This is a genomic window from Bacillus sp. SORGH_AS_0510 (assembly GCF_030818775.1).
Classification (GTDB): domain Bacteria; phylum Bacillota; class Bacilli; order Bacillales; family Cytobacillaceae; genus Neobacillus.
Genome location: NZ_JAUTAU010000001.1, coordinates 209,623 through 235,697, shown reverse-complemented (window position 1 = coordinate 235,697; position 26,075 = coordinate 209,623). Strand labels below are relative to the sequence as shown.

At 42.1% G+C, this 26,075-nt stretch carries 17 protein-coding genes, 3 tRNA genes, 3 rRNA genes, 1 other RNA gene and 1 other annotated feature; of the genes, 19 read left to right on the top strand and 5 right to left on the bottom strand.

The genetic code is table 11. The annotated features are described in order from the left end of the window. The first annotated feature begins 134 nt into the window (after positions 1–134). The 11 genes from dnaN (at position 135) to rrf (ending at position 13,267) form a co-directional block, all read left to right on the top strand. Entirely contained in the window at positions 135–1,271 is a 1,137-nt protein-coding gene (gene dnaN, locus QE429_RS01310) for a DNA polymerase III subunit beta (protein WP_307283072.1), read from the top strand. Positions 1,272–1,417: 146 nt separating this feature from the next. Then, positions 1,418–1,633 (top strand): S4 domain-containing protein YaaA, encoded by a 216-nt coding sequence (gene yaaA, locus QE429_RS01305; RefSeq protein WP_307283070.1) that lies wholly within the window; start codon positions 1,418–1,420, stop codon positions 1,631–1,633. An 18-nt stretch (positions 1,634–1,651) separates the two neighbouring features. Further along, positions 1,652–2,770 carry a DNA replication/repair protein RecF gene (recF, locus tag QE429_RS01300; protein ID WP_307283068.1) on the top strand — a complete coding sequence of 373 codons (1,119 nt, stop codon included), beginning with the start codon at positions 1,652–1,654 and terminating at the stop codon, positions 2,768–2,770. 8 nt (positions 2,771–2,778) lie between these two features. Beyond that, positions 2,779–3,027 (top strand): extracellular matrix regulator RemB, encoded by a 249-nt coding sequence (gene remB, locus QE429_RS01295; protein WP_307283067.1) that lies wholly within the window; start codon positions 2,779–2,781, stop codon positions 3,025–3,027. A 74-nt stretch (positions 3,028–3,101) separates the two neighbouring features. Continuing rightward, entirely contained in the window at positions 3,102–5,030 is a 1,929-nt protein-coding gene (gene gyrB, locus QE429_RS01290) for a DNA topoisomerase (ATP-hydrolyzing) subunit B (protein WP_373463169.1), read from the top strand. A 281-nt stretch (positions 5,031–5,311) separates the two neighbouring features. After that, positions 5,312–7,834, top strand: a complete 2,523-nt coding sequence (gene gyrA, locus QE429_RS01285; protein WP_307283065.1) for a DNA gyrase subunit A — start codon at positions 5,312–5,314, stop codon at positions 7,832–7,834. A 238-nt stretch (positions 7,835–8,072) separates the two neighbouring features. Next, a 16S ribosomal RNA gene (locus QE429_RS01280) occupies positions 8,073–9,610 on the top strand. Positions 9,611–9,717: 107 nt separating this feature from the next. Continuing rightward, positions 9,718–9,791, top strand: a tRNA-Ile gene (locus tag QE429_RS01275). Between the two features lie 12 nt (positions 9,792–9,803). Beyond that, positions 9,804–9,876, top strand: a tRNA-Ala gene (locus QE429_RS01270). A gap of 258 nt (positions 9,877–10,134) precedes the next feature. After that, positions 10,135–13,070, top strand: a 23S ribosomal RNA gene (locus QE429_RS01265). 80 nt (positions 13,071–13,150) lie between these two features. After that, a 5S ribosomal RNA gene (gene rrf / locus QE429_RS01260) occupies positions 13,151–13,267 on the top strand. Together the 16S, 23S and 5S rRNA genes with 2 tRNA genes alongside form the textbook arrangement of a ribosomal RNA operon. A gap of 35 nt (positions 13,268–13,302) precedes the next feature. On the opposite strand, the gene QE429_RS01255 is transcribed toward rrf, so the two are convergent. Beyond that, entirely contained in the window at positions 13,303–14,241 is a 939-nt protein-coding gene (locus tag QE429_RS01255; protein WP_307283062.1) for a YaaC family protein, read from the bottom strand. Positions 14,242–14,348: 107 nt separating this feature from the next. Between QE429_RS01255 and guaB the strand changes: the two genes are divergently transcribed. From guaB to QE429_RS01225, 6 genes are all read left to right on the top strand, one after another. Further along, entirely contained in the window at positions 14,349–15,818 is a 1,470-nt protein-coding gene (gene guaB, locus QE429_RS01250; protein ID WP_307283060.1) for an IMP dehydrogenase, read from the top strand. A 441-nt stretch (positions 15,819–16,259) separates the two neighbouring features. Continuing rightward, positions 16,260–17,573: a D-alanyl-D-alanine carboxypeptidase family protein gene (locus tag QE429_RS01245; protein WP_307290703.1), complete on the top strand. Its 1,314-nt coding sequence runs from the start codon at positions 16,260–16,262 to the stop codon at positions 17,571–17,573. A gap of 178 nt (positions 17,574–17,751) precedes the next feature. Further along, on the top strand, positions 17,752–18,633 hold the full coding sequence (gene pdxS, locus QE429_RS01240; protein ID WP_307283056.1) for a pyridoxal 5'-phosphate synthase lyase subunit PdxS: 882 nt from the start codon (positions 17,752–17,754) through the stop codon (positions 18,631–18,633). A gap of 3 nt (positions 18,634–18,636) precedes the next feature. Further along, a complete protein-coding gene (gene pdxT, locus QE429_RS01235; RefSeq protein ID WP_307283054.1) occupies positions 18,637–19,227 on the top strand; it encodes a pyridoxal 5'-phosphate synthase glutaminase subunit PdxT in 591 nt (196 codons plus the stop codon). 63 nt (positions 19,228–19,290) lie between these two features. Next, positions 19,291–19,516: a binding site (T-box leader), on the top strand. Between the two features lie 258 nt (positions 19,517–19,774). Next, positions 19,775–21,055, top strand: a complete 1,281-nt coding sequence (gene serS, locus QE429_RS01230) for a serine--tRNA ligase (RefSeq protein ID WP_307283051.1) — start codon at positions 19,775–19,777, stop codon at positions 21,053–21,055. 96 nt (positions 21,056–21,151) lie between these two features. Next, positions 21,152–21,244 (top strand) — tRNA-Ser (locus tag QE429_RS01225). 265 nt (positions 21,245–21,509) lie between these two features. Here the strand turns inward: QE429_RS01225 and QE429_RS01220 are convergent. From QE429_RS01220 to QE429_RS01205, 4 genes are all read right to left on the bottom strand, one after another. Further along, positions 21,510–22,205, bottom strand: coding sequence for a deoxynucleoside kinase (locus QE429_RS01220; protein ID WP_373463168.1), 696 nt, complete (start codon positions 22,203–22,205; stop codon positions 21,510–21,512). Positions 22,206–22,220: 15 nt separating this feature from the next. Further along, positions 22,221–22,865, bottom strand: coding sequence for a deoxynucleoside kinase (locus QE429_RS01215; protein WP_307283047.1), 645 nt, complete (start codon positions 22,863–22,865; stop codon positions 22,221–22,223). Between the two features lie 238 nt (positions 22,866–23,103). Continuing rightward, entirely contained in the window at positions 23,104–24,393 is a 1,290-nt protein-coding gene (locus QE429_RS01210) for a glycoside hydrolase family 18 protein (RefSeq protein WP_307283044.1), read from the bottom strand. Positions 24,394–24,429: 36 nt separating this feature from the next. Next, a complete protein-coding gene (locus tag QE429_RS01205; RefSeq protein ID WP_307283041.1) occupies positions 24,430–25,005 on the bottom strand; it encodes a cysteine hydrolase family protein in 576 nt (191 codons plus the stop codon). Positions 25,006–25,073: 68 nt separating this feature from the next. On the opposite strand from QE429_RS01205, the gene tadA reads away from it, so the two are divergent. Together tadA and ffs are read left to right on the top strand one after the other, a co-directional pair. Further along, complete coding sequence (gene tadA, locus QE429_RS01200) at positions 25,074–25,577, top strand: tRNA adenosine(34) deaminase TadA (protein ID WP_307283039.1); 504 nt, start codon at positions 25,074–25,076, stop codon at positions 25,575–25,577. 104 nt (positions 25,578–25,681) lie between these two features. Beyond that, an RNA gene (ffs, locus tag QE429_RS01195) (signal recognition particle sRNA large type) lies at positions 25,682–25,946 on the top strand. The last annotated feature ends 129 nt before the right edge of the window (positions 25,947–26,075 follow it).

Below are 26,075 nucleotides of genomic sequence, written 5' to 3'. Positions count from 1 at the left end.
GATAGGCTGTATTTCCGTTAAATTTGCTAGTTATCCACATACTAACAGGACCTACTAGTACTTCTACTAATTTTTTTAAAAAATAATATTATATGTTACAGCTAAAAAAATATGCCTATACGGAGGATTTTGATATGAAATTTATCATCCAACGCGACCGCCTTGTTCAAAGTGTTCAAGATGTTATGAAGGCAGTCACAACAAGAACAACAATTCCGATCTTAACGGGAATTAAGATTACTGCAGCTGCTGATGGAGTAACTTTAACTGGTAGTGACTCTGATATTTCTATTGAATCGTTTATCCCTAAAGAGGATGCTGGCGATGAAATTGTTGAAATTAAACAGTCTGGTTCTATTGTTCTTCAAGCTAAGTTTTTCAGTGAAATCGTTAAAAAACTTCCTACAGACACTGTAGAGATTGAAGTTCTTGGTTCCCTACAAACGGTTATTCGCTCTGGGAAATCCGAGTTTAACTTAAACGGCTTGGATGCAGAAGAATATCCTCACTTACCGCAAATAGAGGAAAATAATAAATTTCATATTGCTACCGACCTTCTAAAAGCGATGATTCGTCAAACCCATTTTGCAGTGTCCACCTCAGAAACACGCCCCATCTTGACAGGTGTAAACTGGAAGATTGAAAATGGGGAATTAATCTGTATTGCAACAGATAGCCATCGTCTGGCATTAAGAAAAGCGAAGATCGAAACAGAAAATAATGAAAGCTACAATGTCGTAATTCCAGGAAAGAGTCTAAATGAATTAAGCAAAATTATTGATGATTCCAATGAACTAATCGATATAGTTATTACTGAAAATCAAATCCTATTTAAAGCTAAGCACTTACTATTCTTTTCAAGATTGTTAGAAGGCAATTACCCTGATACTTCAAGATTGATTCCAAATGAAAGTAAGACGGATGTAACAGTTAATACAAAGGAATTCCTTCAAGCGATTGACCGTGCTTCCCTATTAGCACGAGAAGGAAGAAATAATGTCGTAAAATTCTCTACGATTGAGGATGGAATTATCGAGGTTTCTTCTAATACTCCTGAAATTGGAAAGGTAGTCGAAGAGATTCAAAGCTCTTCCATTGAGGGAGAAGATTTGAAAATTTCTTTTAGTGCAAAATATATGATGGATGCCCTAAAGGCACTTGAAGGAACAGATATTAAGGTAAGCTTCACGGGAGCGATGCGCCCATTCTTAATTCGCCCGCTTCATGACGAAAGCATTTTACAGCTGATCTTACCTGTAAGAACATACTAGACAAATATACAAATTTATAAGCTGCCGCCATTTAATTTTGGCGGCTTTCTTTACTTATAAATTTCTTTTTTGGTTTTCTTTGTATCCTGATGATTTTTTTAGTAAAATAAAGTATTGAGACCATTTTTAGAAATGAGGGTGACAACATGCCTGAAAAAGTAAAGCTAGACACAGAATTTATTACGTTAGGTCAATTTTTAAAAGCGGCTGATGTAATTCAAACAGGTGGAATGGCAAAATGGTTTTTGAGCGAACATGAAGTATTTATCAATGGTGAACAAGATCAAAGAAGAGGTAGAAAGCTTCGCGCAGGTGACAAAGTCCAAATTGCTGGCTTTGGGGAGTTTGTGATTACCGACTAGCTTAAAGGATGCGTTGCCATGTATATAGAAAAATTAGCCTTAAATAACTATCGAAACTATGAAGAGTTATTCGTAGAATTTGAAAATAAAGTCAATGTCATTTTGGGCGAAAATGCCCAGGGGAAAACGAATGTGATGGAGTCCATTTATGTACTTGCAATGGCAAAATCTCATCGTACCTCTAATGACAAAGAACTTATTCGTTGGGACCAAGAATATGCTAAAATAGAAGGACGGGTTCAAAAACAGCACAGCTCTTTACCGCTGGAATTAATTATTTCCAAAAAAGGAAAAAAGGCGAAGTGCAACCATATTGAACAGCAAAAATTAAGTCAATATGTGGGAAATCTGAACGTGGTGATGTTTGCGCCTGAAGACCTTAATATTGTAAAAGGCAGCCCGCAGGTGCGAAGACGGTTTATAGATATGGAAATTGGGCAGGTTTCGCCAATTTATTTACATGATATGAGTCAATATCAAAAAATACTTCAACAGCGTAATCATTATTTAAAAATGATGCAAATAAAAAAACAATCAGATCAAACGATGCTGGAGATTTTAACAGAGCAATTCATTCAAATGGCCGTTAAAATTGTCACAAAGCGGTTTGAATTCTTACGGTTGCTAGAGAATTGGGCAAAACCAATCCATCAAGGAATTTCAAGGGGATTAGAAACGCTAGAAATTACCTATAAGCCTTCAGTTGAGGTATTAGAAGAACAAGATTTGTCGAAGATGATAGCAAGCTTTGAAGAAAAATTTGCGAAGGTCCGGTCAAGAGAAATTGAACGAGGTACGACCCTCTTTGGGCCTCATCGTGATGATTTATTATTTTTGGTGAACGGTAGAGATGTTCAAACCTTTGGCTCACAGGGACAGCAGCGGACAACGGCCCTTTCTGTAAAACTTGCGGAAATCGAGCTAATCTATTCGGAGATTGGTGAGTACCCTATTTTACTGCTTGATGACGTGTTATCTGAATTAGATGATTACAGACAATCCCATTTACTGAATACCATTCAAGGGAAGGTTCAAACATTTGTGACAACCACAAGTGTCGAAGGGATTGACCATCAAACATTAAAGGAAGCTTCAACTTATGTTGTTGAGGCTGGTGTAATTAGGAAAGAAAACTGAGGTGTACCATGTATATCCACATAGGAGAAGATTTAAATATTAGGGCAAAAGATATTATTTCTATTTTGGATAAAGAGAGTGCAAAACACTCTTCGCTTGTGGAAGAATTCCTAAAGCATCACCAAGAGAAGGTAATCAATTTATCTAAAAACCCTTATAAATCAGTCATTATTACCCATGACCAAGTATACCTATCTCCGATTGCCTCTGGAACATTAAAAAAGCGTTCCAGTCAAATAAATATACATGAATTTTAATATAAACATTCTTTTCTCGTTTTAAACAACGAAAATATAGATATATTTTTGTCAGAAGGTGCAGGTGAACTAGTATGACTATCGAACAAAATGCAGTACAGGAACAATCATACGGTGCAGATCAAATACAAGTCCTTGAGGGCCTTGAAGCGGTTAGAAAAAGACCGGGGATGTATATTGGCTCAACTAGTGGCAAGGGTCTTCATCACCTTGTATGGGAAATTGTCGATAACAGTATTGACGAAGCACTCGCTGGTTACTGTGATGAAATTAATGTCGTAATAGAAGAAGATAACAGTATTACTGTTATGGATAATGGCCGTGGAATCCCGGTTGATATCCAAGAAAAGATGGGTAGACCTGCAGTAGAGGTAATTATGACCGTCCTTCACGCCGGTGGGAAATTTGGCGGAGGCGGATATAAGGTCTCTGGTGGTCTACATGGTGTAGGAGCCTCTGTTGTTAATGCTCTTTCTACAGATCTAGAGGTCTATGTCCATCGTGACGGTAAAATTCACTCGATTAAATTCGAGCGTGGTGCAGTTGTTCAAGAGTTAGAGGTAATTGGAACAACCGATAGAACGGGCACTACTACACACTTTAAACCGGATGGGGAAATATTCACTGAAACACTAGTATATGAGTATGACATACTCGCAACTCGTCTTCGTGAATTAGCCTTCCTGAACAAGGGAATTAAGATCACAATTGAAGATAAACGCGTTGAAAATAAACATAATGAATACTACTACGAAGGCGGAATTAAATCCTATGTAGAGCATTTAAACCGCACGAAGGAAGTCATTCATGAAGAGCCGATTTACATCGGCGGAGAACGTGACGGCATTAGCGTAGAAGTCGCACTACAGTATAACGAAGGCTACACTGATAACATTTACTCTTTCGCAAATAATATCCACACCTATGAAGGTGGAACGCATGAATCAGGCTTTAAAACAGCCTTAACAAGAGTGATTAATGATTATGCTAGAAAAAATGGCCTTATTAAAGAAAGTGACACAAACCTTTCAGGGGAAGATGTTCGTGAAGGATTAACAGCCATTGTGTCAATCAAACATCCTGACCCGCAATTTGAGGGACAAACAAAGACTAAGCTTGGAAACTCAGAAGTTAGAGCTATTACAGACACAATCTTTGCCGGCCACTTCGAAAAATTCTTGCTAGAAAATCCAACAGTAGCGAAGAAAATTGTTGAGAAAGGCTTGATGGCTGCGCGTGCAAGACTGGCAGCGAAGAAAGCTAGGGAATTAACACGCCGTAAGAGTGCTTTAGAAGTATCAAGTCTACCAGGTAAGCTTGCAGATTGTTCTTCCAAAGATCCTTCAGAGAGTGAATTATACATCGTTGAGGGTGACTCTGCGGGAGGTTCAGCGAAGCAAGGACGGGATCGACACTTCCAAGCCATTCTACCGCTAAGAGGTAAAATCCTGAATGTTGAAAAAGCACGTCTTGATAAAATTTTATCTAACAACGAAGTAAGAGCAATGATTACTGCAATCGGTACCGGTATTGGTGAGGATTTCGATATTTCAAAAGCTCGTTATCATAAAGTCGTTATAATGACAGATGCTGACGTCGATGGAGCTCATATTCGGACACTTATTTTGACCTTCTTCTATCGTTATATGAGAAAAATACTAGAAGCAGGCTATATCTATATTGCGCAGCCGCCGCTCTATAAGGTTCAACAAGGAAAGCGGATAGAGTACGCATACAATGACAAAGAACTAGATAAGATTTTTGCTGAGTTACCTGCAACACCAAAACCAAATATTCAACGATACAAAGGTTTGGGAGAGATGAATCCTGAACAATTATGGGAAACAACGATGGATCCATCTACTAGAACCATGCTGCAGGTGAGCTTAGAAGATGCAATAGAAGCTGACGAGACGTTTGAAATGTTAATGGGCGATAAAGTAGAACCTCGCCGTAACTTCATAGAAGCAAATGCACAGTATGTAAAAAATCTGGATATATAACTAGATATAGACTAAGGGGTAGAGGTTTGACCACTATCCTCCTTTTTCTTTTGGCTATGTTAAAGAACAGTGTTGATTTTTACACTCTATTGATTGGAGCGGAAGGCACAAAGACTCCTGTGGGAGTAAGGTTCAGGTGAGACCCCGCAGGCGCGTTTCGCCGAGGAGGCTCACCGAAACACCCACGAACCGCTCGTGCCTGGAGCGGAAATCAATAGGAAAGTTTAACAGAGCCTATCTTTTACATAGACCTTAGGGTGATCCAATAGGAGGTACCAATTATGGCTGAAACACCAAGTTCTCAAATAAAAGAGATTAATATTAGTCAGGAGATGAAATCTTCTTTCCTTGATTATGCGATGAGTGTTATTGTTTCTCGTGCCCTTCCAGATGTTCGTGATGGGTTAAAACCTGTTCATCGCCGTATTCTTTATGCAATGCATGATTTAGGTATGCATTCGGACAAACCATATAAAAAATCCGCACGTATTGTTGGGGATGTAATCGGTAAGTATCACCCCCATGGTGATTCTGCCGTTTATGAAACAATGGTACGTATGGCACAGGATTTCAACTATCGATATATGCTCGTTGATGGGCATGGAAACTTCGGTTCTGTAGACGGGGACGCAGCAGCAGCAATGCGTTATACAGAATCAAGAATGTCCAAAATATCAATGGAATTATTAAGAGATATAAACAAAGACACCATTGATTATCAAGATAACTATGACGGTGAAGAAAAAGAGCCGGTTGTTTTACCAGCAAGATTCCCAAATTTATTGGTTAACGGAACGACAGGTATTGCTGTTGGTATGGCTACAAATATACCACCGCATCAGCTTGGAGAGGTAATTGATGGAGTGTTAGCACTCAGTCATGACCCAGAAATTACTACGCAGGAATTAATGGAGATTATTCCTGGTCCTGATTTCCCAACTGGCGGAATAATTCTTGGTCGAAGTGGTATTCGTAAGGCTTACGAAACGGGCAGAGGCTCCATAACAATCCGAGCAAAAGTAGAAATTGAACAAAAGTCTAACGGTAAGGAAGTTATCATTGTAAATGAGCTGCCATATCAGGTAAATAAGGCAAAGTTAATCGAAAAAATTGCGGAATTAGCTCGTGATAAAAAAATTGAAGGCATCACCGATTTGCGAGATGAATCTGACCGTAGAGGAATGCGAATCGTTATTGAAGTTCGTAAAGACGCTAATGCAAATGTCCTTTTAAATAACTTATATAAACAAACGGCACTTCAAACCAGCTTCGGTATTAACACTTTAGCACTTGTTGGTGGACAGCCGAAGGTATTGAGCCTAAAGCAATGCTTAGTTCACTATCTAGATCATCAAAGAGTAGTCATTCGTAGAAGAACTGAATTTGAATTGCGAAAAGCAGAAGCACGGGCCCATATTTTAGATGGTTTAAGAATTGCTTTGGACAATCTTGATGCGGTTATTAGTTTAATTCGCAGTTCACAAACAACAGATATTGCGAGAGAAGGATTAATGACTACATTCAATCTCTCTGAAAAGCAGGCGCAAGCGATCCTTGATATGCGTCTACAACGCTTAACAGGATTAGAAAGAGAAAAGATTGAAGAAGAGTACCAAAACTTAATGAAGTTAATTGCAGAATTAAAGGCTATTTTAGCTGATGAAGAAAAGGTGCTTGAGATTATCCGTGAGGAATTAACTGAAATTAAAGAGCGTTTCAATGATACACGTCGTACAGAAATTGTAACTGGCGGAATTGAGAACATTGAAGATGAGGACTTAATTCCTCGTGAAAATATTGTCATCTCATTAACTCATAATGGCTATATTAAACGTCTTCCGGTTTCTACATACCGCGCCCAAAGACGTGGCGGCCGAGGAATTCAAGGCATGGGAACAAATGAAGATGATTTCGTTGAACATTTAATCACCACATCTACGCATGATACCATCCTTTTCTTTACCAACAAAGGGAAGGTATATCGTTCTAAAGGATACGAGATTCCAGAATATAGCCGTACAGCTAAAGGAATTCCAATCATCAACCTTCTTGGAATTGAAAAAGGTGAGTGGGTAAATGCAATTATCCCTGTTGAAGAATTTGTGGATGATTGGTTCCTATTCTTTACAACAAAAGAGGGTGTTTCTAAACGTTCTCCGTTAACATCATTTGCAAATATCCGAAACAATGGACTTATTGCGTTAAGCTTGCGTGAAGGGGACGAACTAATTTCAGCTCGTCTGACTGATGGAAATAAACATATGATTATTGGAACGAAAAAAGGTATGTTAATCCACTTCCCTGAAACGGATGTAAGGTCCATGGGAAGAACAGCAACAGGAGTAAAGGGAATCACCCTTGATTCCGACGATGAAGTGGTTGGAATGGAAGTGTTAGAAGAGAACAATGATGTTCTTATTGTAACCAAGAATGGTTATGGTAAACGCACTCCTGCATCAGAATATCGCGTCCAGGGAAGAGGCGGTAAAGGGATTAAGACTTGCCAAGTGACCGATAAAAACGGTCCGCTGGTTTCAATGAGAGCAGTGACAGGTGAAGAAGATCTTATGTTAATTACAACTGGCGGGGTACTGATCAGAATTGATGTAGCAGGAATTTCTAAAATGGGCCGTAGCACGCAAGGTGTCAAACTTATTAGTATGAAAGAAAGCGAAAACGAGTTTGTTGCGACAGTAGCTAAAGTAGAGAAAGAAGAGGCATCGCAAGAAGCAAACATTGATGACATTGAAGACAACAGTGCCGAGGAAACACAGGAAGTAAATACTCCTGACAGTGAAGAATAATTAGATTATGGCAAGGGCTAACTCATGTGAGTTGGCCTTTTTTCTTTTTTTATTTTTTAGAAAAGAAAAAGTGTTGACTTTAATTTTGGTGCATGATATATTTATTGAGTCGCTTACGAGACATACAAGCGATTAAGAAATTTGTTCTTTGAAAACTAAACAAACAAAAACGTCAACAAACAATAATATTTAGTTTCCTATGAAACTAAGCCAACGTAACAAAATGAGCTAATCAACTTTCTTGGAGAGTTTGATCCTGGCTCAGGACGAACGCTGGCGGCGTGCCTAATACATGCAAGTCGAGCGAATCACTTCGGTGGTTAGCGGCGGACGGGTGAGTAACACGTGGGCAACCTGCCTGTAAGACTGGGATAACACCGGGAAACCGGTGCTAATACCGGATAATCCTTTTCCTCACATGAGGGAAAGCTGAAAGTCGGTTTCGGCTGACACTTACAGATGGGCCCGCGGCGCATTAGCTAGTTGGTGAGGTAACGGCTCACCAAGGCGACGATGCGTAGCCGACCTGAGAGGGTGATCGGCCACACTGGGACTGAGACACGGCCCAGACTCCTACGGGAGGCAGCAGTAGGGAATCTTCCACAATGGACGAAAGTCTGATGGAGCAACGCCGCGTGAGCGATGAAGGCCTTCGGGTCGTAAAGCTCTGTTGTTAGGGAAGAACAAGTACCGGAGTAACTGCCGGTACCTTGACGGTACCTAACCAGAAAGCCACGGCTAACTACGTGCCAGCAGCCGCGGTAATACGTAGGTGGCAAGCGTTGTCCGGAATTATTGGGCGTAAAGCGCGCGCAGGCGGTCCTTTAAGTCTGATGTGAAAGCCCACGGCTCAACCGTGGAGGGTCATTGGAAACTGGGGGACTTGAGTGCAGAAGAGGAAAGCGGAATTCCACGTGTAGCGGTGAAATGCGTAGAGATGTGGAGGAACACCAGTGGCGAAGGCGGCTTTCTGGTCTGTAACTGACGCTGAGGCGCGAAAGCGTGGGGAGCAAACAGGATTAGATACCCTGGTAGTCCACGCCGTAAACGATGAGTGCTAAGTGTTAGGGGGTTTCCGCCCCTTAGTGCTGCAGCTAACGCATTAAGCACTCCGCCTGGGGAGTACGGCCGCAAGGCTGAAACTCAAAGGAATTGACGGGGGCCCGCACAAGCGGTGGAGCATGTGGTTTAATTCGAAGCAACGCGAAGAACCTTACCAGGTCTTGACATCCTCTGACACTCCTAGAGATAGGACTTTCCCCTTCGGGGGACAGAGTGACAGGTGGTGCATGGTTGTCGTCAGCTCGTGTCGTGAGATGTTGGGTTAAGTCCCGCAACGAGCGCAACCCTTGATCTTAGTTGCCAGCATTCAGTTGGGCACTCTAAGGTGACTGCCGGTGACAAACCGGAGGAAGGTGGGGATGACGTCAAATCATCATGCCCCTTATGACCTGGGCTACACACGTGCTACAATGGATGGTACAAAGGGCTGCAAGACCGCGAGGTTTAGCCAATCCCATAAAACCATTCTCAGTTCGGATTGTAGGCTGCAACTCGCCTACATGAAGCCGGAATCGCTAGTAATCGCGGATCAGCATGCCGCGGTGAATACGTTCCCGGGCCTTGTACACACCGCCCGTCACACCACGAGAGTTTGTAACACCCGAAGTCGGTGGGGTAACCGTAAGGAGCCAGCCGCCTAAGGTGGGACAGATGATTGGGGTGAAGTCGTAACAAGGTAGCCGTATCGGAAGGTGCGGCTGGATCACCTCCTTTCTAAGGATATAAGCTGGACCTATGAGCCAGACAAAACATGTTTGTTTGATTGTTTTCTGTTTGTTTAGTTTTGAGAGTGCAAATTCTCATTCATATTTTCGTAGTGGGGGCCTATAGCTCAGCTGGTTAGAGCGCACGCCTGATAAGCGTGAGGTCGATGGTTCGAGTCCATTTAGGCCCACTTTCCTTCTACGGGGCTTTAGCTCAGCTGGGAGAGCGCCTGCCTTGCACGCAGGAGGTCAGCGGTTCGATCCCGCTAAGCTCCACTTAGTTTAATTCATTAACATTGGATTAAACGTTCATATAACTTGCATTGCTCCTGCGCCGCAGTAGTTCGAGGAAGTAATCCCTCAGCTCGTCGCAAGGCAGCATGATGTAAAGCTCTGAAGTTTAATCACGTTGTGATTGAAATCAGTAGCCTCGTTCTTTGAAAACTAGATAATCGTAAAGAAGAAAGTCAAGAAACATCGAGTAATCGCCATTTTAGTTTTCTCTCTATTATATATAGAGTAATAAACCTTTTAGGTTAAGTTAGAAAGGGCGCACGGTGAATGCCTTGGCACTAGGAGCCGATGAAGGACGGGACTAACACCGATATGCTTTGGGGAGCTGTAAGTAAGCTTTGATCCAGAGATTTCCGAATGGGGAAACCCACTGTTCGTAATGGAACAGTATCTTTACCTGAATACATAGGGTATTGAAGGCATACCCGGGGAACTGAAACATCTAAGTACCCGGAGGAAGAGAAAGCAAACGCGATTCCCTGAGTAGCGGCGAGCGAAACGGGACATAGCCCAAACCAAGAGGCTTGCCTCTTGGGGTTGTAGGACACTCTACATGGAGTTACAAAGGAACGGGGTAGATGAAGCGGCCTGGAAAGGCCCGTCAGAGAAGGTAAAAACCCTGTAGTCGAAACTTCGTTCCCTCCTGAGTGGATCCTGAGTACGGCCGGACACGTGAAATCCGGTCGGAAGCAGGGAGGACCATCTCCCAAGGCTAAATACTCCCTAGTGACCGATAGTGAACCAGTACCGTGAGGGAAAGGTGAAAAGCACCCCGGAAGGGGAGTGAAATAGTTCCTGAAACCGTGTGCCTACAAGTAGTTAGAGCCCGTTAATGGGTGATAGCGTGCCTTTTGTAGAATGAACCGGCGAGTTACGATCCCATGCAAGGTTAAGTTGAAGAGACGGAGCCGCAGCGAAAGCGAGTCTGAATAGGGCGAATGAGTATGTGGTCGTAGACCCGAAACCAGGTGATCTACCCATGTCCAGGGTGAAGTCCAGGTAACACTGGATGGAGGCCCGAACCCACGCACGTTGAAAAGTGCGGGGATGAGGTGTGGGTAGCGGAGAAATTCCAATCGAACTTGGAGATAGCTGGTTCTCTCCGAAATAGCTTTAGGGCTAGCCTCACGTTGTTAGAGTCTTGGAGGTAGAGCACTGTTTGGACTAGGGGCCCTCATCGGGTTACCGAATTCAGACAAACTCCGAATGCCAAAGACTTATCCGTGGGAGTCAGACTGCGAGTGATAAGATCCGTAGTCAAAAGGGAAACAGCCCAGACCACCAGCTAAGGTCCCAAAGTTTACGTTAAGTGGAAAAGGATGTGGAGTTGCTTAGACAACCAGGATGTTGGCTTAGAAGCAGCCACCATTTAAAGAGTGCGTAATAGCTCACTGGTCGAGTGACTCTGCGCCGAAAATGTACCGGGGCTAAACGTAACACCGAAGCTGTGGATTGACATCGTAGATGTCAGTGGTAGGAGAGCGTTCTAAGGGCGTTGAAGCTAGACCGTAAGGACTGGTGGAGCGCTTAGAAGTGAGAATGCCGGTATGAGTAGCGAAAGATGAGTGAGAATCTCATCCACCGTATGCCTAAGGTTTCCTGAGGAAGGCTCGTCCGCTCAGGGTTAGTCGGGACCTAAGCCGAGGCCGAAAGGCGTAGGCGATGGACAACAGGTTGATATTCCTGTACCACCTCTTTATCGTTTGAGTGATGGGGGGACGCAGGAGGATAGGGTAAGCGCGCTGTTGGATATGCGCGTCTAAGCAGTTAGGCTGGAAAGTAGGAAAATCCGCTTTCCGTAAAGGCTGAGCTGTGATAGCGAGGGAAATTTAGTACCGAAGTTCCTGATTCCACACTGCCAAGAAAAGCCTCTAGCGAGATAAAAGGTGCCCGTACCGCAAACCGACACAGGTAGGCGAGGAGAGAATCCTAAGGTGAGCGAGAGAACTCTCGTTAAGGAACTCGGCAAAATGACCCCGTAACTTCGGGAGAAGGGGTGCTTTTTGAGGTGAATAGCCTCGAAGAGCCGCAGTGAATAGGCCCAGGCGACTGTTTAGCAAAAACACAGGTCTCTGCGAAGCCGCAAGGCGAAGTATAGGGGCTGACGCCTGCCCGGTGCTGGAAGGTTAAGAGGAGGGGTTAGCGCAAGCGAAGCTCTGAATCGAAGCCCCAGTAAACGGCGGCCGTAACTATAACGGTCCTAAGGTAGCGAAATTCCTTGTCGGGTAAGTTCCGACCCGCACGAAAGGCGTAACGATCTGGGCACTGTCTCAACGAGAGACTCGGTGAAATTATAGTACCTGTGAAGATGCAGGTTACCCGCGACAGGACGGAAAGACCCCGTGGAGCTTTACTGTAGCCTGATATTGAATTTTGGTACAGCTTGTACAGGATAGGTAGGAGCCGTAGAAGCCGGAGCGCTAGCTTCGGTGGAGGCGTCGGTGGGATACTACCCTGGCTGTATTGAAATTCTAACCCGCACCCCTTATCGGGGTGGGAGACAGTGTCAGGTGGGCAGTTTGACTGGGGCGGTCGCCTCCTAAAGAGTAACGGAGGCGCCCAAAGGTTCCCTCAGAATGGTTGGAAATCATTCGTAGAGTGTAAAGGCACAAGGGAGCTTGACTGCGAGACCTACAAGTCGAGCAGGGACGAAAGTCGGGCTTAGTGATCCGGTGGTTCCGCATGGAAGGGCCATCGCTCAACGGATAAAAGCTACCCCGGGGATAACAGGCTTATCTCCCCCAAGAGTCCACATCGACGGGGAGGTTTGGCACCTCGATGTCGGCTCATCGCATCCTGGGGCTGTAGTCGGTCCCAAGGGTTGGGCTGTTCGCCCATTAAAGCGGTACGCGAGCTGGGTTCAGAACGTCGTGAGACAGTTCGGTCCCTATCCGTCGTGGGCGCAGGAAATTTGAGAGGAGCTGTCCTTAGTACGAGAGGACCGGGATGGACGCACCGCTGGTGTACCAGTTGTCTTGCCAAAGGCATCGCTGGGTAGCTATGTGCGGACGGGATAAGTGCTGAAAGCATCTAAGCATGAAGCCCCCCTCAAGATGAGATTTCCCATAGCGTCAAGCTAGTAAGAACCCTGAAAGATGATCAGGTTGATAGGTCAGAGGTGGAAGCGTGGTAACATGTGGAGCTGACTGATACTAATCGTTCGAGGACTTAACCAAGTTTTAAAGCGAACTCAAATGTTTATTGAACTTTCTTCTACATTATCTAGTTTTGAGGGAACGAACTCTCAATTAAATAGCCTGGTAGCAATGGCGAGAAGGTCACACCCGTTCCCATACCGAACACGGAAGTTAAGCTTCTCAGCGCCGATGGTAGTTGGGACGAAAGTCCCTGTGAGAGTAGGACGTTGCCAGGCAAATGAAAAGACAACCTGTATTGGGTTGTCTTTTTTTACGTTTTCATTAGGTACTGGTAAATTAAAAACGGTCCTTTTTGCAGGGTGACCTCCAAAAAGGATTGGATAAATGGATAATCCTGATTAGGCATCATTTTCGTTAATTCACTCCACCATTCCGTTTCATAGCGGGCAATCATACTTAAATTGTAGAGCAGTAAATAATGAACTAGCAGCTCAGGAAAGTGATACAAACCGCTTTTATTTAACGGGAGAACATAACATTGATTTTCTAGATTTACTTTTAGAGGTGAGTAGCCCTTTGTTGAACTCATTGAAAAAGAAAGCCCCTCACTAGCAAATTCAATGGGGTGTTCAAATTTAGACAGGAGAAATTCCTTCAATCTACCTTCAGTCATATGATAAGAGTCCAAGATGCCTTCTGGTATAATTAAACGACCGTCATCTTCGGCTAACTGGACAAATGTCCTTTTTCCCAAAAGTAAGTAGAATAATTCATCTAACTCCGGTATAAGCTGTAATAATTCCTCCATTACGACTTTCTCCCCTTCTAATTGTTTCATGTGAAACAATTTTTCAGACATGAAGGGGAAAAGTCCATTTTTTTGTAGTTTCACTTCATCTTGGAAAAAGAGGTAATTTTGCTTTTTCCTTTTCCTCGTCGATACTCCATGGGCTAAGACGGCCGTTGTTTCAGGATAGGAAGGATCTGTTGTTAAGATACAGGCCTTTATTAAATGGACAAGTCCATAAAATAATAAAATAGGCTTTAAAATAAGCGGAGATTTTTCAGCCTGCTCATAATAAATTTTTCCATGCTCAAGATAATAAAGAAAGGCGTACCCGTTTTCATAGCTTTTTTGTTCTGGAAGATCTATTCGATGCCTTTGATAGCTGCTCTTTAAATAACGCTGGCAATATTCGGCTGAAAAAAAGCTAGAGTAGCTTTTCCACCCTTTATATTCAATATTCAAGTCTGTACCACCTTTTTCAGAAGAATCAAACTAATATTTATTCCTTGACAGTATTTTGTCCAATTGATAACCTACAAATAAAATTTTTTATCCTGGAGGCCGTTAAAATGTGGGAAAGTAAATTTGTAAAAGAAGGTTTAACGTTTGATGATGTATTATTAATTCCGGGCAAATCAGAAGTATTACCAAGAGATGTAAGTCTTAAAGTGGAATTATCGCCAAGTGTAAAGCTCAATATCCCAATTATAAGTGCGGGAATGGATACAGTAACGGAATCAGAAATGGCGATTTCTATGGCGCGCCAAGGCGGTTTAGGTATTATCCATAAAAACATGACCATTGAACAACAGGCAGAACAGGTAGAAAAGGTAAAAAGATCTGAAAGTGGCGTCATAACCGATCCATTTTTCCTAACGCCAGAACATCAGGTATATGATGCAGAACACCTAATGGGGAAATATAGAATCTCTGGGGTACCGATTGTAAATAACCTGGAGGAGCAAAAACTAATTGGTATTATTACAAATAGAGATTTACGCTTTATCCAAGACCAGGATTATTCTTTTAAGATTGCTGATGTTATGACAAGAGAAAATCTTGTTACAGCACCAGTTGGAACCACATTGAAAGAGGCGGAAATGATTCTTCAGCGTTACAAAATAGAGAAACTTCCACTCGTAAATGAAGAAGGCGTGTTAAAAGGGTTAATAACGATTAAAGATATTGAAAAGGTCATTGAATTCCCACACTCTGCTAAAGATAAGCAAGGACGTCTATTAGCAGGGGCAGCTGTTGGGGTAACTAGTGATACAATGAAGCGTGTAGATATGCTTGTAAAGGCAAACGTGGATGTCATAGTGGTGGATACAGCTCACGGTCATTCAAAGGGTGTTCTCGACACAGTAAAGGAAATTAGAACAGCATACCCACAACTGACGATTATCGCAGGAAATGTGGCTACAGCGGAAGCGACAAAGGATCTGTTTGAAGCAGGGGCAGATGTTGTTAAAGTAGGTATCGGACCTGGATCGATTTGTACAACGAGGGTTGTAGCCGGTGTAGGTGTTCCACAAATTACCGCGATATACGATTGTGCAACTGAAGCCATGAAGCATGGAAAGACGATTATTGCCGATGGCGGGATTAAATACTCTGGGGATATTGTAAAGGCATTGGCTGCAGGCGGACATGCTGTTATGCTAGGCAGTCTATTAGCAGGGGTATCAGAAAGTCCTGGTGAAACAGAAATCTTCCAAGGACGCCGCTTTAAGGTATATCGTGGTATGGGCTCTGTAGCTGCTATGGAAAAGGGGTCTAAGGACCGATATTTCCAAGAGGATAATAAGAAATTTGTTCCTGAAGGAATTGAAGGAAGAATTCCTTATAAAGGGCCATTGTCCGAAACGATTTACCAGCTTATTGGTGGTCTTAGATCTGGTATGGGGTATTGCGGAACAAAGGACCTGGAATCCCTAAGAACAAAAGCACAATTTGTGAAGATGACAGGTGCGGGGTTAAGAGAAAGTCACCCTCATGATGTACAAATTACAAAGGAAGCACCAAACTATTCCCTATAATTAATCTAAAACAGAGAAGCCAGCCTTCTCTGTTTTTTTTTACAATATAAGAATGTATAAAACTCGACTTCGAGAATTGTCCAGCTCCAGTGCCTAGCCAGTTTTCGTCCTGAATATTCTACCTTGAGTATCTTGTAACAATCATGGCTTGATAAAGCGATGATTGTTACAGCTCGGGTCAAATAACCTTCGGCAATAAAAGTCAAAAGGCGGACTTTTTTTGCCGAAGAACATTTGCCTGTCGGGGCTGACCAAGACGCTTGCGCTTTTCTTAGTGTAAATATTCCTAGAAAAATAGCAGAATTGGAAAAAGAATGGTTCAATGCTCTGTCTATGATTTGCCAGCTAGTTATGTTAAAATAACCAAAGTGTATAAAATCGTTGGAGGGCGTTACAGTGAACAAACATTTTTATCAAAAATTTGTTGCCAGTGCACTGGCAATGATTCTGTTTTTTAGTTTATTTGCTGGTGTAAACCAAGCTAAGGCAGAAGCAGCATTAAATATTAATGCCGATGGTGCAATACTAGTTGATGCTGAGACAGGTAAAGTTTTATATGAAAAAAATGCTGATAATGTACTAGGGATTGCCAGCATGACGAAGATGATGACGGAGTATATCCTACTTGATTCAGTAAAAAAGGGTAAAGTAAAGTGGGATCAGGAGTACCATGTCTCTGACCTTGTATACAAAATTTCACAACGTCGTGACCTATCTAATGTTCCGTTACGCGCAGATGGTACTTACACGGTAAGAGAGCTATATGAGGCTATGGCTATTTACTCAGCTAATGCAGCTACTATTGCCATTGCAGAAATTATTGGTGGCTCTGAAACAAACTTTGTTAAGAAAATGAATGAAAAAGCAAAAGCGCTAGGTTTAAAGGATTATAAATTTGTTAACTCGACAGGTTTAAATAACCGAGATTATAAGGGAGAACAACCAGAAGGTACAGGGGCAGAAGAAGAAAACGTAATGTCCTCTCGTGCTGTTGCTAAACTGGCCTTCCATTTAATTAATGATTTCCCAGACGTGTTAAAAACAGCAAGTACGCCTAAGAAAGTCTTCCGTGAAGGAACAGATGACCAGATTAATATGATTAACTGGAACTGGATGCTTCCAACACTTGATTATGGATATAAAGGAATGGACGGGCTTAAGACTGGAACAACTGATTTTGCTGGGTATTGCTTCACAGGTACGGCGAGCCGTGATGGGAAACGATTTATCACAGTTGTACAAAATGCCAAGGATGCCAGCGGCCAGGGCGGATATAAGGCGCGTTTTGAAGAAACAAGAAAAATGATGGATTATGCTTTTAGTAATTATACAACGGAACAGATCGTTCCTAAGCATTACCAAGTAAAAGGTCACAAAACACTTCCTGTTACAAAGGGGAAGGAAGACCAAGTAAAAATTTATACGAAGTCAGCTATTAAAATGGTTGTTCTGAATGGTGAAAAGAATAACTACAAACCAGTTCTTGTCTTGGATAAGAAAAAAGTAAACAGTAAGGGTGAAATTACTGCACCTGTTAAAAAGGGTGAAACCGTAGGGTATGTAACCATTAAACCTAAAAACGGTGAAAAGGTTTCATTCTTAACAGAAGAAGGACAAAAGAAAGTCAAAGTAGATGTCATAGCTGGGCAAGATGTTGAAAAAGCCAATTGGTTTGTTCTCATGATGCGCGGCATCGGCAACTTCTTTGGAAATGTATGGGACGGGATTTCTTCTACTGTAAAAGGTTGGTTTTAATTAAATAATTATTGTGGGATTTTAGATCTCATAAGAAGGATTCTTGTCTTGACAGGAATCCTTTTTTGTTGCTTTAATGATTTTATGGAAAAAGATAATTCCGATTAGTTAAAGGGGAATTTTCCTAGAGCGTAAAGAGATTTTTCATAATATTTTTACTAAAAGGGGGATTTTTAAAATGAAAACAGGTACAGAACTCGTAAAACGCGGTATGGCTGAAATGCAAAAGGGCGGCGTAATCATGGATGTTGTGAATGCTGAACAGGCAAAAATTGCTGAAGAAGCAGGCGCAGTGGCAGTAATGGCATTAGAGCGGGTGCCTTCAGATATCCGTGCAGCTGGTGGCGTAGCAAGAATGGCTGACCCTAGAATAGTTGAAGAGGTACTTAATGCTGTTTCAATCCCTGTAATGGCTAAGGCAAGAATTGGTCATATTGTAGAAGCAAGAGTGCTTGAAGCAATGGGTGTTGACTATATTGACGAAAGTGAAGTCTTAACACCAGCTGATGAAGAGTACCATTTATATAAGAGTGATTTTACTGTTCCATTTGTTTGCGGTTGTCGTGACCTGGGTGAGGCTGCACGCCGTATTGGTGAAGGAGCTTCTATGCTTCGTACCAAAGGTGAGCCGGGAACAGGAAATATTGTTGAAGCCGTTCGTCATATCCGTAAGGTGAATGCACAGGTTCGTAAAGTCGTTGGAATGAATGAAGATGAACTAATGACAGAAGCGAAGCTTTTAGGGGCTCCATTTGAATTGCTTCTTGAAATTAAGCGTCTTGGACGTCTTCCAGTAGTTAACTTTGCAGCTGGCGGTGTAGCCACTCCTGCAGATGCTGCCCTTATGATGCAGTTAGGTGCAGACGGAGTGTTTGTAGGCTCTGGTATCTTTAAATCAGAAAACCCTGCAAAATTTGCTAGAGCGATTGTTGAAGCAACTACTCACTACCAAGACTATAAGTTAATTGCGGAACTTTCAAAGGATCTTGGAACACCAATGAAGGGAATTGAAATTTCCTCCCTAGCACCAGAATCACGCATGCAAGAAAGAGGATGGTAATCGATGATTAAGATCGGTGTTCTCGCCCTGCAAGGAGCGGTTCGTGAACATATTCGGTCACTTGAGGCCTGCGGTGTAGAGGCAGTAGCTGTGAAGCGTAAGGACGAGTTACAAGACCTAGATGGCTTGATCCTTCCTGGTGGAGAAAGCACAGCAATGCGCCGCTTGATTGACAAATATGATTTCATGGGTGATTTAAAGGAATTTGCTCGTAGTGGAAAGCCTGTGTTTGGGACATGCGCTGGACTGATTCTTTTAGCAAAGCAACTTGTGGGTTATGATGAGCCTCATATCGGAGTGATGGACATTCAGGTAGAACGCAACTCATTTGGCCGTCAAGTGGACAGCTTTGAAGCAGACCTTTCTATTAAGGATGTAGCAGAGAGTTTCCCAGCCGTGTTCATTCGTGCGCCGCACATCGTTGAAGCGGGAGAAGATGTGGAGATTTTGTGTAAGCATAATGACCGCATTGTGGCCGCACGGGACGGGCAATTTCTAGGATGCTCCTTCCATCCAGAGTTAACAGATGATCACCGCATGACCGCATACTTCGTTGAGATGGTAAAAGAAGCGAAACAAAAGCAACGAATATAGGCATAATTTGGTTGCATTTCGTAAATAATTATAGTAACGTATAAATACAAATTAATCATATTGTTAAAAGCAATGAGAGGAACTAGTAACAGGAAACTCATTCTAGTAGAGAGCCGGTGGCTGGTGAAAACCGGTGAATGAAGCTTGTGAATCCCTCCTCGAGCAAGGTATGGAACACTACATCATGTGGTAAGTAAGTACTTTCGGTTAAAACCGTTACATTTTCTTCGAGGTGGATAGCGCATGCTGTCAACCAGGGTGGTATCGCGGGTTAACTCTCGTCCCTGTTTATTAGGGACGGGAGTTTTTTGTTTTTAAAATAGGTTGGAGCTTTTGTTGATTTGGCACGATGTAATTGGAGCGGAAGGCACGAAGACTCCTGTGGGAGTATGGTTCAGGGGAGACTCCGCAGGCGCTTGCGCCGAGGAGGCTCGCCGAAACACCCACGAACCGCTCGTGCCTGGAGCGGAAATCAACAGGAATTTTTAACTTAAGCTTATCTATTCAAGCGGAAGCCGTCAAAAATATTTTAAAAGGAGTGTCAAACATGCTGGATATTAAAGTCCTAAGAGCAAATTTTGCTGAAGTAAAAGAAAAGCTTCAGAATCGTGGAGAAGATCTAACCGATCTTGGCCGATTCGAGGAACTAGACCAAAAGCGACGCGAACTGATCGTAGAATCTGAAAAACTTAAGAGCAAACGAAACGAGGTTACTCAGCAAGTTGCCGCATTAAAACGCGAAAAGCAGGATGCGGACCACTTAATTAAAGAAATGCGTGAGGTCGGCGATCAAATTAAAGCACTTGATGAAGAGCTTCGCGGAGTAGAAGAAACATTAGAAATGTTACTTCTAAGCATCCCGAATATTCCTCATGAAAGTGTTCCTGTAGGGGAAACAGAAGACGATAATATCGAAATCCGAAAATGGGGCCAGGTCCGTGACTTTGAATTCGAAGCAAAGCCGCACTGGGACGTTGCTGATCAGTTAGGGATCCTTGATTTTGAACGTGCGGGCAAAGTAACGGGAAGCCGCTTTGTTTTTTACAAAGGATTAGGGGCACGTTTAGAGCGAGCACTTATAAGCTTTATGCTTGATTTGCATGTGGATGAACATGGCTATACAGAAATCCTGCCTCCTTACTTAGTAAACCGTACAAGTATGACAGGAACAGGACAATTGCCAAAGTTTGAAGAGGATGCCTTCTTAATCGAGAGCGAAGATTATTTCCTTATTCCAACAGCAGAAGTGCCTGTCACAAACTATCACCGTGATGAGATTTTAAGTGGGGAAGAGCTTCCAATCCGCTTTGCGGCCTATAGCGCATGCTTCCGTTCTGAGGCAGGCTCTGCTGGACGTGATACAAGAGGATTGATTCGTCAGCACCAATTCAATAAGGTTGAACTTGTTAAGTTCGTGAAGCCAGAGGACTCTTATGAAGAGCTTGAAAAGCTAACGAATGATGCGGAACGTGTTCTACAATTACTTGAGCTTCCATACCGTGTGCTAAGCATGTGTACGGGTGACCTCGGCTTTACGGCTGCGAAGAAGTATGATATTGAAGTTTGGATTCCAAGCTATGGAACATATCGTGAGATTTCTTCTTGCAGTAACTTTGAAGCTTTTCAGGCGAGACGAGCAAATATTCGCTTCCGTCGTGATCCGAAAGCGAAGCCGGAACATGTGCATACACTAAATGGATCTGGCCTTGCAATTGGCCGCACGGTCGCAGCCATCCTTGAGAACTATCAGCAAGAGGACGGCAGTGTCATCATACCGACGGTTTTACGTCCATATATGGGCAATCGTGATATAATTAAATCTATGTAATTTCTAAAAATTCCGGATGTTTTATTCATCCGGAATTTCTTTGTTTCTTTGTTGACATTCATATTCGATGTATGATAAATTATCTTTTGTTGATACGGAGGAATACCCAAGTCCGGCTGAAGGGATCGGTCTTGAAAACCGACAGGCGGGTTAAACCGCGCGGGGGTTCGAATCCCTCTTCCTCCGCCATCATATAAACAATCGCGCATAAAATACTGGAGATAAAAGTTCGTTACATTCTTGTAACGAGCTTTTTTTTTATAAACTTTGTCGTCTTTGTTACTATGGGTTAAGGGACTAGTGCCCGTAGAGGAAGAAAAACAGCAGAAAGGTAAGTAGTCGAGGGGACTAGTGCCCGTAGAGAAAGGAAAACAAGCAGAATGGTAACAAGTCTAGTCCACTAGTGGCTATAGGGGAAAAAAGCACATCTTATACAAAAAAAACACACATTGGATTACCCAATATGTGCTTCTGTTATATTAAGGATCGCTTTTAATTTTTCATCCACTTCACGACATACTCTTTCAGCATCTGCTTTACTTTTCACAACATCCGTTGTGTCCATGTCAATCACTAAGACTTCACTTGCGTCATACTGATTCATTACCCACTCATCATAACCCTTCCACACTTCAAAATAATACTCTTTCAGCTCAGGGTTAATTTCAAAGCTTCTGCCGCGGGCCATAATCCGGTCAATGACCGTATCGAAGGAACCTTTTAAATAAACCATTAAATCAGGTGCCTTCTTAGGAAGCTCCTTCAGTTCTTCTAACATATTATCTACCAGATCTTCATAAATCTTGAACTCTAAGCTTGAAATTCTGCCTAAGTTTTTATTTACATATGCAAAATACCAGTCTTCATAAATTGAACGATCTTGAATCGTATAAATTGGTTCACTCCAGTTGATACAATCTTTGACCGTCTTAAAGCGTTTGTTTAAGAAAAATAATTGTAAGAGGAATGGAATTCTTCGTGCATCCAATTCTTCGGGTGTCAACTCATAATAAAGAGGGAGAATCGGATTGTCATCCACCGATTCATAAAACACCTTACTTTCAATTCCTTTATTTTTAAAGTGTGCATTTAAGGTATCAGCCACACTGGTTTTTCCTAGACCAATCATACCACCTATAACGATACTCACTAACATCCCCCTATTCTATATGTTTGTCCAGCTGCAAGTTTTTAACGATAAGGTTAATTTTTCAATAATATGGTTTAGATCATTTTCGTTTTGCACGAAATCTAACTCATCGCCGCTAAAGCGAAGAACAGGTATTTCTGGATGTTCTTTTTCAAAAATCGCTATGGCATTTTCATAGTCGATGGAGAGCTGTTCTAAATATAATGGGCTAATATTTTTTTCAACCTCGCGCCCTCTAAGCTTGATTCGTTTTAACAATGTATCTAAGCTGGCATTTAAATAAATAATGACATTTGGCTTTGGCATATCTTCGGTAAGAATTTGATATATCTTATAATACTTTTGGTATTCTTCCGGATTTAAAGTTCTTTGTGCAAAAATCAAATTCTTAAAAATATGATAGTCTGCAACAACAGATTGATTTTGACTTAAGTAATGGGTATTGATGTCCCCTAATTGCTTAAAGCGATTGCAGAGGAAAAACATTTCCGTCTGGAAACTCCATTCCTCGATGTTGTCGTAAAATTTCCCTAAAAATGGGTTTTCATCCACAATCTCTTTAAGTAACGCAAATTGAAAATGCTCTGAAATGGCTTTTGCGAGCGATGTTTTCCCAACACCAATCGGCCCTTCAACCGTAATAAAGGGTGTATCCCCCATTGCAAGTCCTCCTTCTCCAACTGCCTGCACTTCTATGTTTAACCAGTTTCCACTGGTTCATTTATCCTATTTATGTCTTCTTATTTATGGACACAAATGTTATTTTAACACAATCTACGACAGGAAGGGATATGGAATATTTTGAAGTAGGTAGTTTTATGTCAGATATATGAAAAAACTGCCGAATAACGGCAGTTTTTGTTGTAAAAAATATTTTTCGACTATGGGAATACCCTCATTAAGTTCCCCGTTTCGTTACATTGAAATTATCTACGATTAACAACCAATTCTGCGGGAATGATAGGCCAAGCTTCCAATAACTCATGCCTCTTAAATTTAATTCTTTAATTAAATCAAATTTAGCCTGGATGCTGCGGGCATCCTCAAACCAAACTTCATGTTCTTTGCCTGCTTCGTCTTTATATTTAAAATGAGGTGCTTGGGCTTTAGTGTCATATTGAATCTCTACATTATGTTTAGCTGCAAGCTGAATGGCTTGCTGAGGGCTTACTGCTTTTGCCACCGATCCTTGAACGAAGGGCAGTGTCCAATCATAGCCATAGAGATTTTGCCCCATAAGAATCTTATTTGAAGGTATTTCAGTAATTGCATAATCCAATACCTTTCTTACAGCATCAATCGGGGATACAGCCATTGCAGGCCCTCCACTATATCCCCACTCATATGTCATAATAACGACAAAGTCAGATATCTCTCCGTGTGCCTTATAATCATGTCCTTCATACCATTTCCCTTTTTGTGTAGCACTAGTTTTCGGAGCAAGGGCTGTAGACATCAGCCAGCCTTCGCTCTTAAAACGTTGCTTTGCTTTTCGTAAAAAATTATTGTAAGCCTCCCGGTCAGCTGGACGCAAAAATTCAAAGTCGAAGTGTATATCGCGAAATCCATATTTTTTAGCGGTTGCAACGATATTGTTTAAAAATTTATCTTGAATAGCCATGTCGTTTAAAAGAATACGTCCGAGTTCATCACTAAATTGATCGTTTTCTTGATTGTTAATCACCATCATTAGGACGTTCCGATTGGCTTTTGCGATGGCAGGGAAATTATTCAGTAAAGGTTCCTTTAAGGTCCCGTCCCGGCGTGCTTGAAAACTAAAAGGGGCTAGATAGGTTAAGTAAGGAGCTGCTTCACGGGCACTGTTCTCTAATACCGGTGCAACGGTTGTACCTCTTGGCTCTACATAGGCATTAAACTCAGCGTTTCTTTTTTTCCCTTGGGGTATATAAAGGCGGAAGCCAACATTAAGCGGTTGATTCACATTAATTCGATTAATAGAGGCAAGCTCTTGATAGGGGATTCCTACTTTTCTGGCGATAGAGAATAAAGAATCACCCGGCTGAACGAAATAAAAGCGGCCGATAATTGGGATGACGATAGATTGCCCAATCACTAGATCATTAGGATTGGGTAATTCATTTGCCTCCACAATATCGTTCACAGTGGTTTGATATGCTCTAGCAATTGAGGTTAACGATTCGTTCCTTCTTATTACATGGATTTGCATCCTAATCCCTCCCATCAAACATGCGTTGCAACTATTTTATGAGGGAAGGGAAGGATAAATGATATAATGTTGATAAATTTCATGATGACTAGGCTCGGTCTTTGCCTTTAATACATTCTTCATCATAGTTAGAGCAAAGTGATTATCCTGTGTATCGACAGATGTAATACAATTACAAGGGGCATAAATTTGATACTCGCGCATATAGGCATCGTTTGCAGTAAATAACACGCAAATATTGCCGGCAATGCCTGTTAGGATAAGGGAATTTACCTTTAACTGTGCTAACAAGATGGATAAGGAAGTTTCGTAAAAGGCGGAGTGCTTTGGCTTTATTAAAAAATAATCTTGTTCCTCAGGAAGCAGACAGTCAAAAATCGGTTGGCTGTATTCATTCCTGCAGTGGTCGATGATTTTAGTAAAATCAGCCTGCCACAAATTGTAATGATCATTCATAAAGATGACAGGTAGATTATGTTCATTAAATTGTTTTTTTAATTCTTTGATGGGCTTAGCAATTTGCAGGGCTTTTTTGGCTAAAATGGGACCATGTGAAAAATCAAAATTGTTTATCATATCAATAATAATCAGTGCGGGATAATTATTCTCCATTTGCTTCTCTCCTCCTTCCTTTATTTTGGAGTAAGAATAGAATACTTATCCATAAGAAGGAGTTTGCTATGACGGTTGATGGAAATCTAGATGAGCATTATATGAAAGAAGCGATAAAGGAAGCACAAAAGGCGGAAGAACTAAATGAGGTGCCAATCGGGGCGGTTATTGTCGTAGGAGACAAGATTATTTCCCGGGCACATAATTTACGGGAAAGGGAACAGAGCGCTGTAGCACATGCAGAACTTCTCGCGATTGAGCAGGCATGTCGGGAAATAGGCTCCTGGCGATTAGAGGATGCCACCTTGTATGTGACTCTTGAACCATGTCCAATGTGCTCGGGAGCAATTATTTTATCAAGAGTGAAAAGAGTGGTTTATGGTGCGAGTGATCCAAAGGGAGGGTGTGCAGGCACACTCATGAATCTTTTACAGGATGCACGCTTTAATCATCAAAGTGAGATAAGCCGAGGTGTATTAGAAGCGGAATGCGGCCAGCTGCTTTCGGACTTTTTTCGGGGAATTAGAGAAAGAAAAAAACTTGAGAAACAACGAAAGAAAGAGCTTGAATAAATATTTACAATAACTTACAGAGGATATTTATTGATTTTTCTCTGGATTGATTGTATATTAGAAAGGCGTCAGATACGACGCACAAAACTTAGTTATCAACTTTGCCGTGCTAGGTGGGGAGGTAGCGGTGCCCTGTACCCGCAATCCGCTCTAGCGGGACTGAATCCCTTCCTGAGGCTGATTGTCTGTAGGGTCTGCCTTAAGTAAGTGGTGTTGACGCCTGGGTCCTGCGCAATGGGAATCCATGAACCATGTCAGGTCCGGAAGGAAGCAGCATTAAGTGGACTCTCTCATGTGCCGCAGGGCAGCCTGGGCCGAGCTAACTGCTTAAGTAACGCTTATGGGCGTCAGTCGAAGGAAGGTGCACGGCAGTTACATATTATTTATAAATTAACTCATCTCAGAATGGAGATGAGTTTTTTTGTGAACTCTTATGAATACACTTTGAAAAAATGAAAATGGATACGTTATAATGGTTAGGATGAATTATTTCGAAGG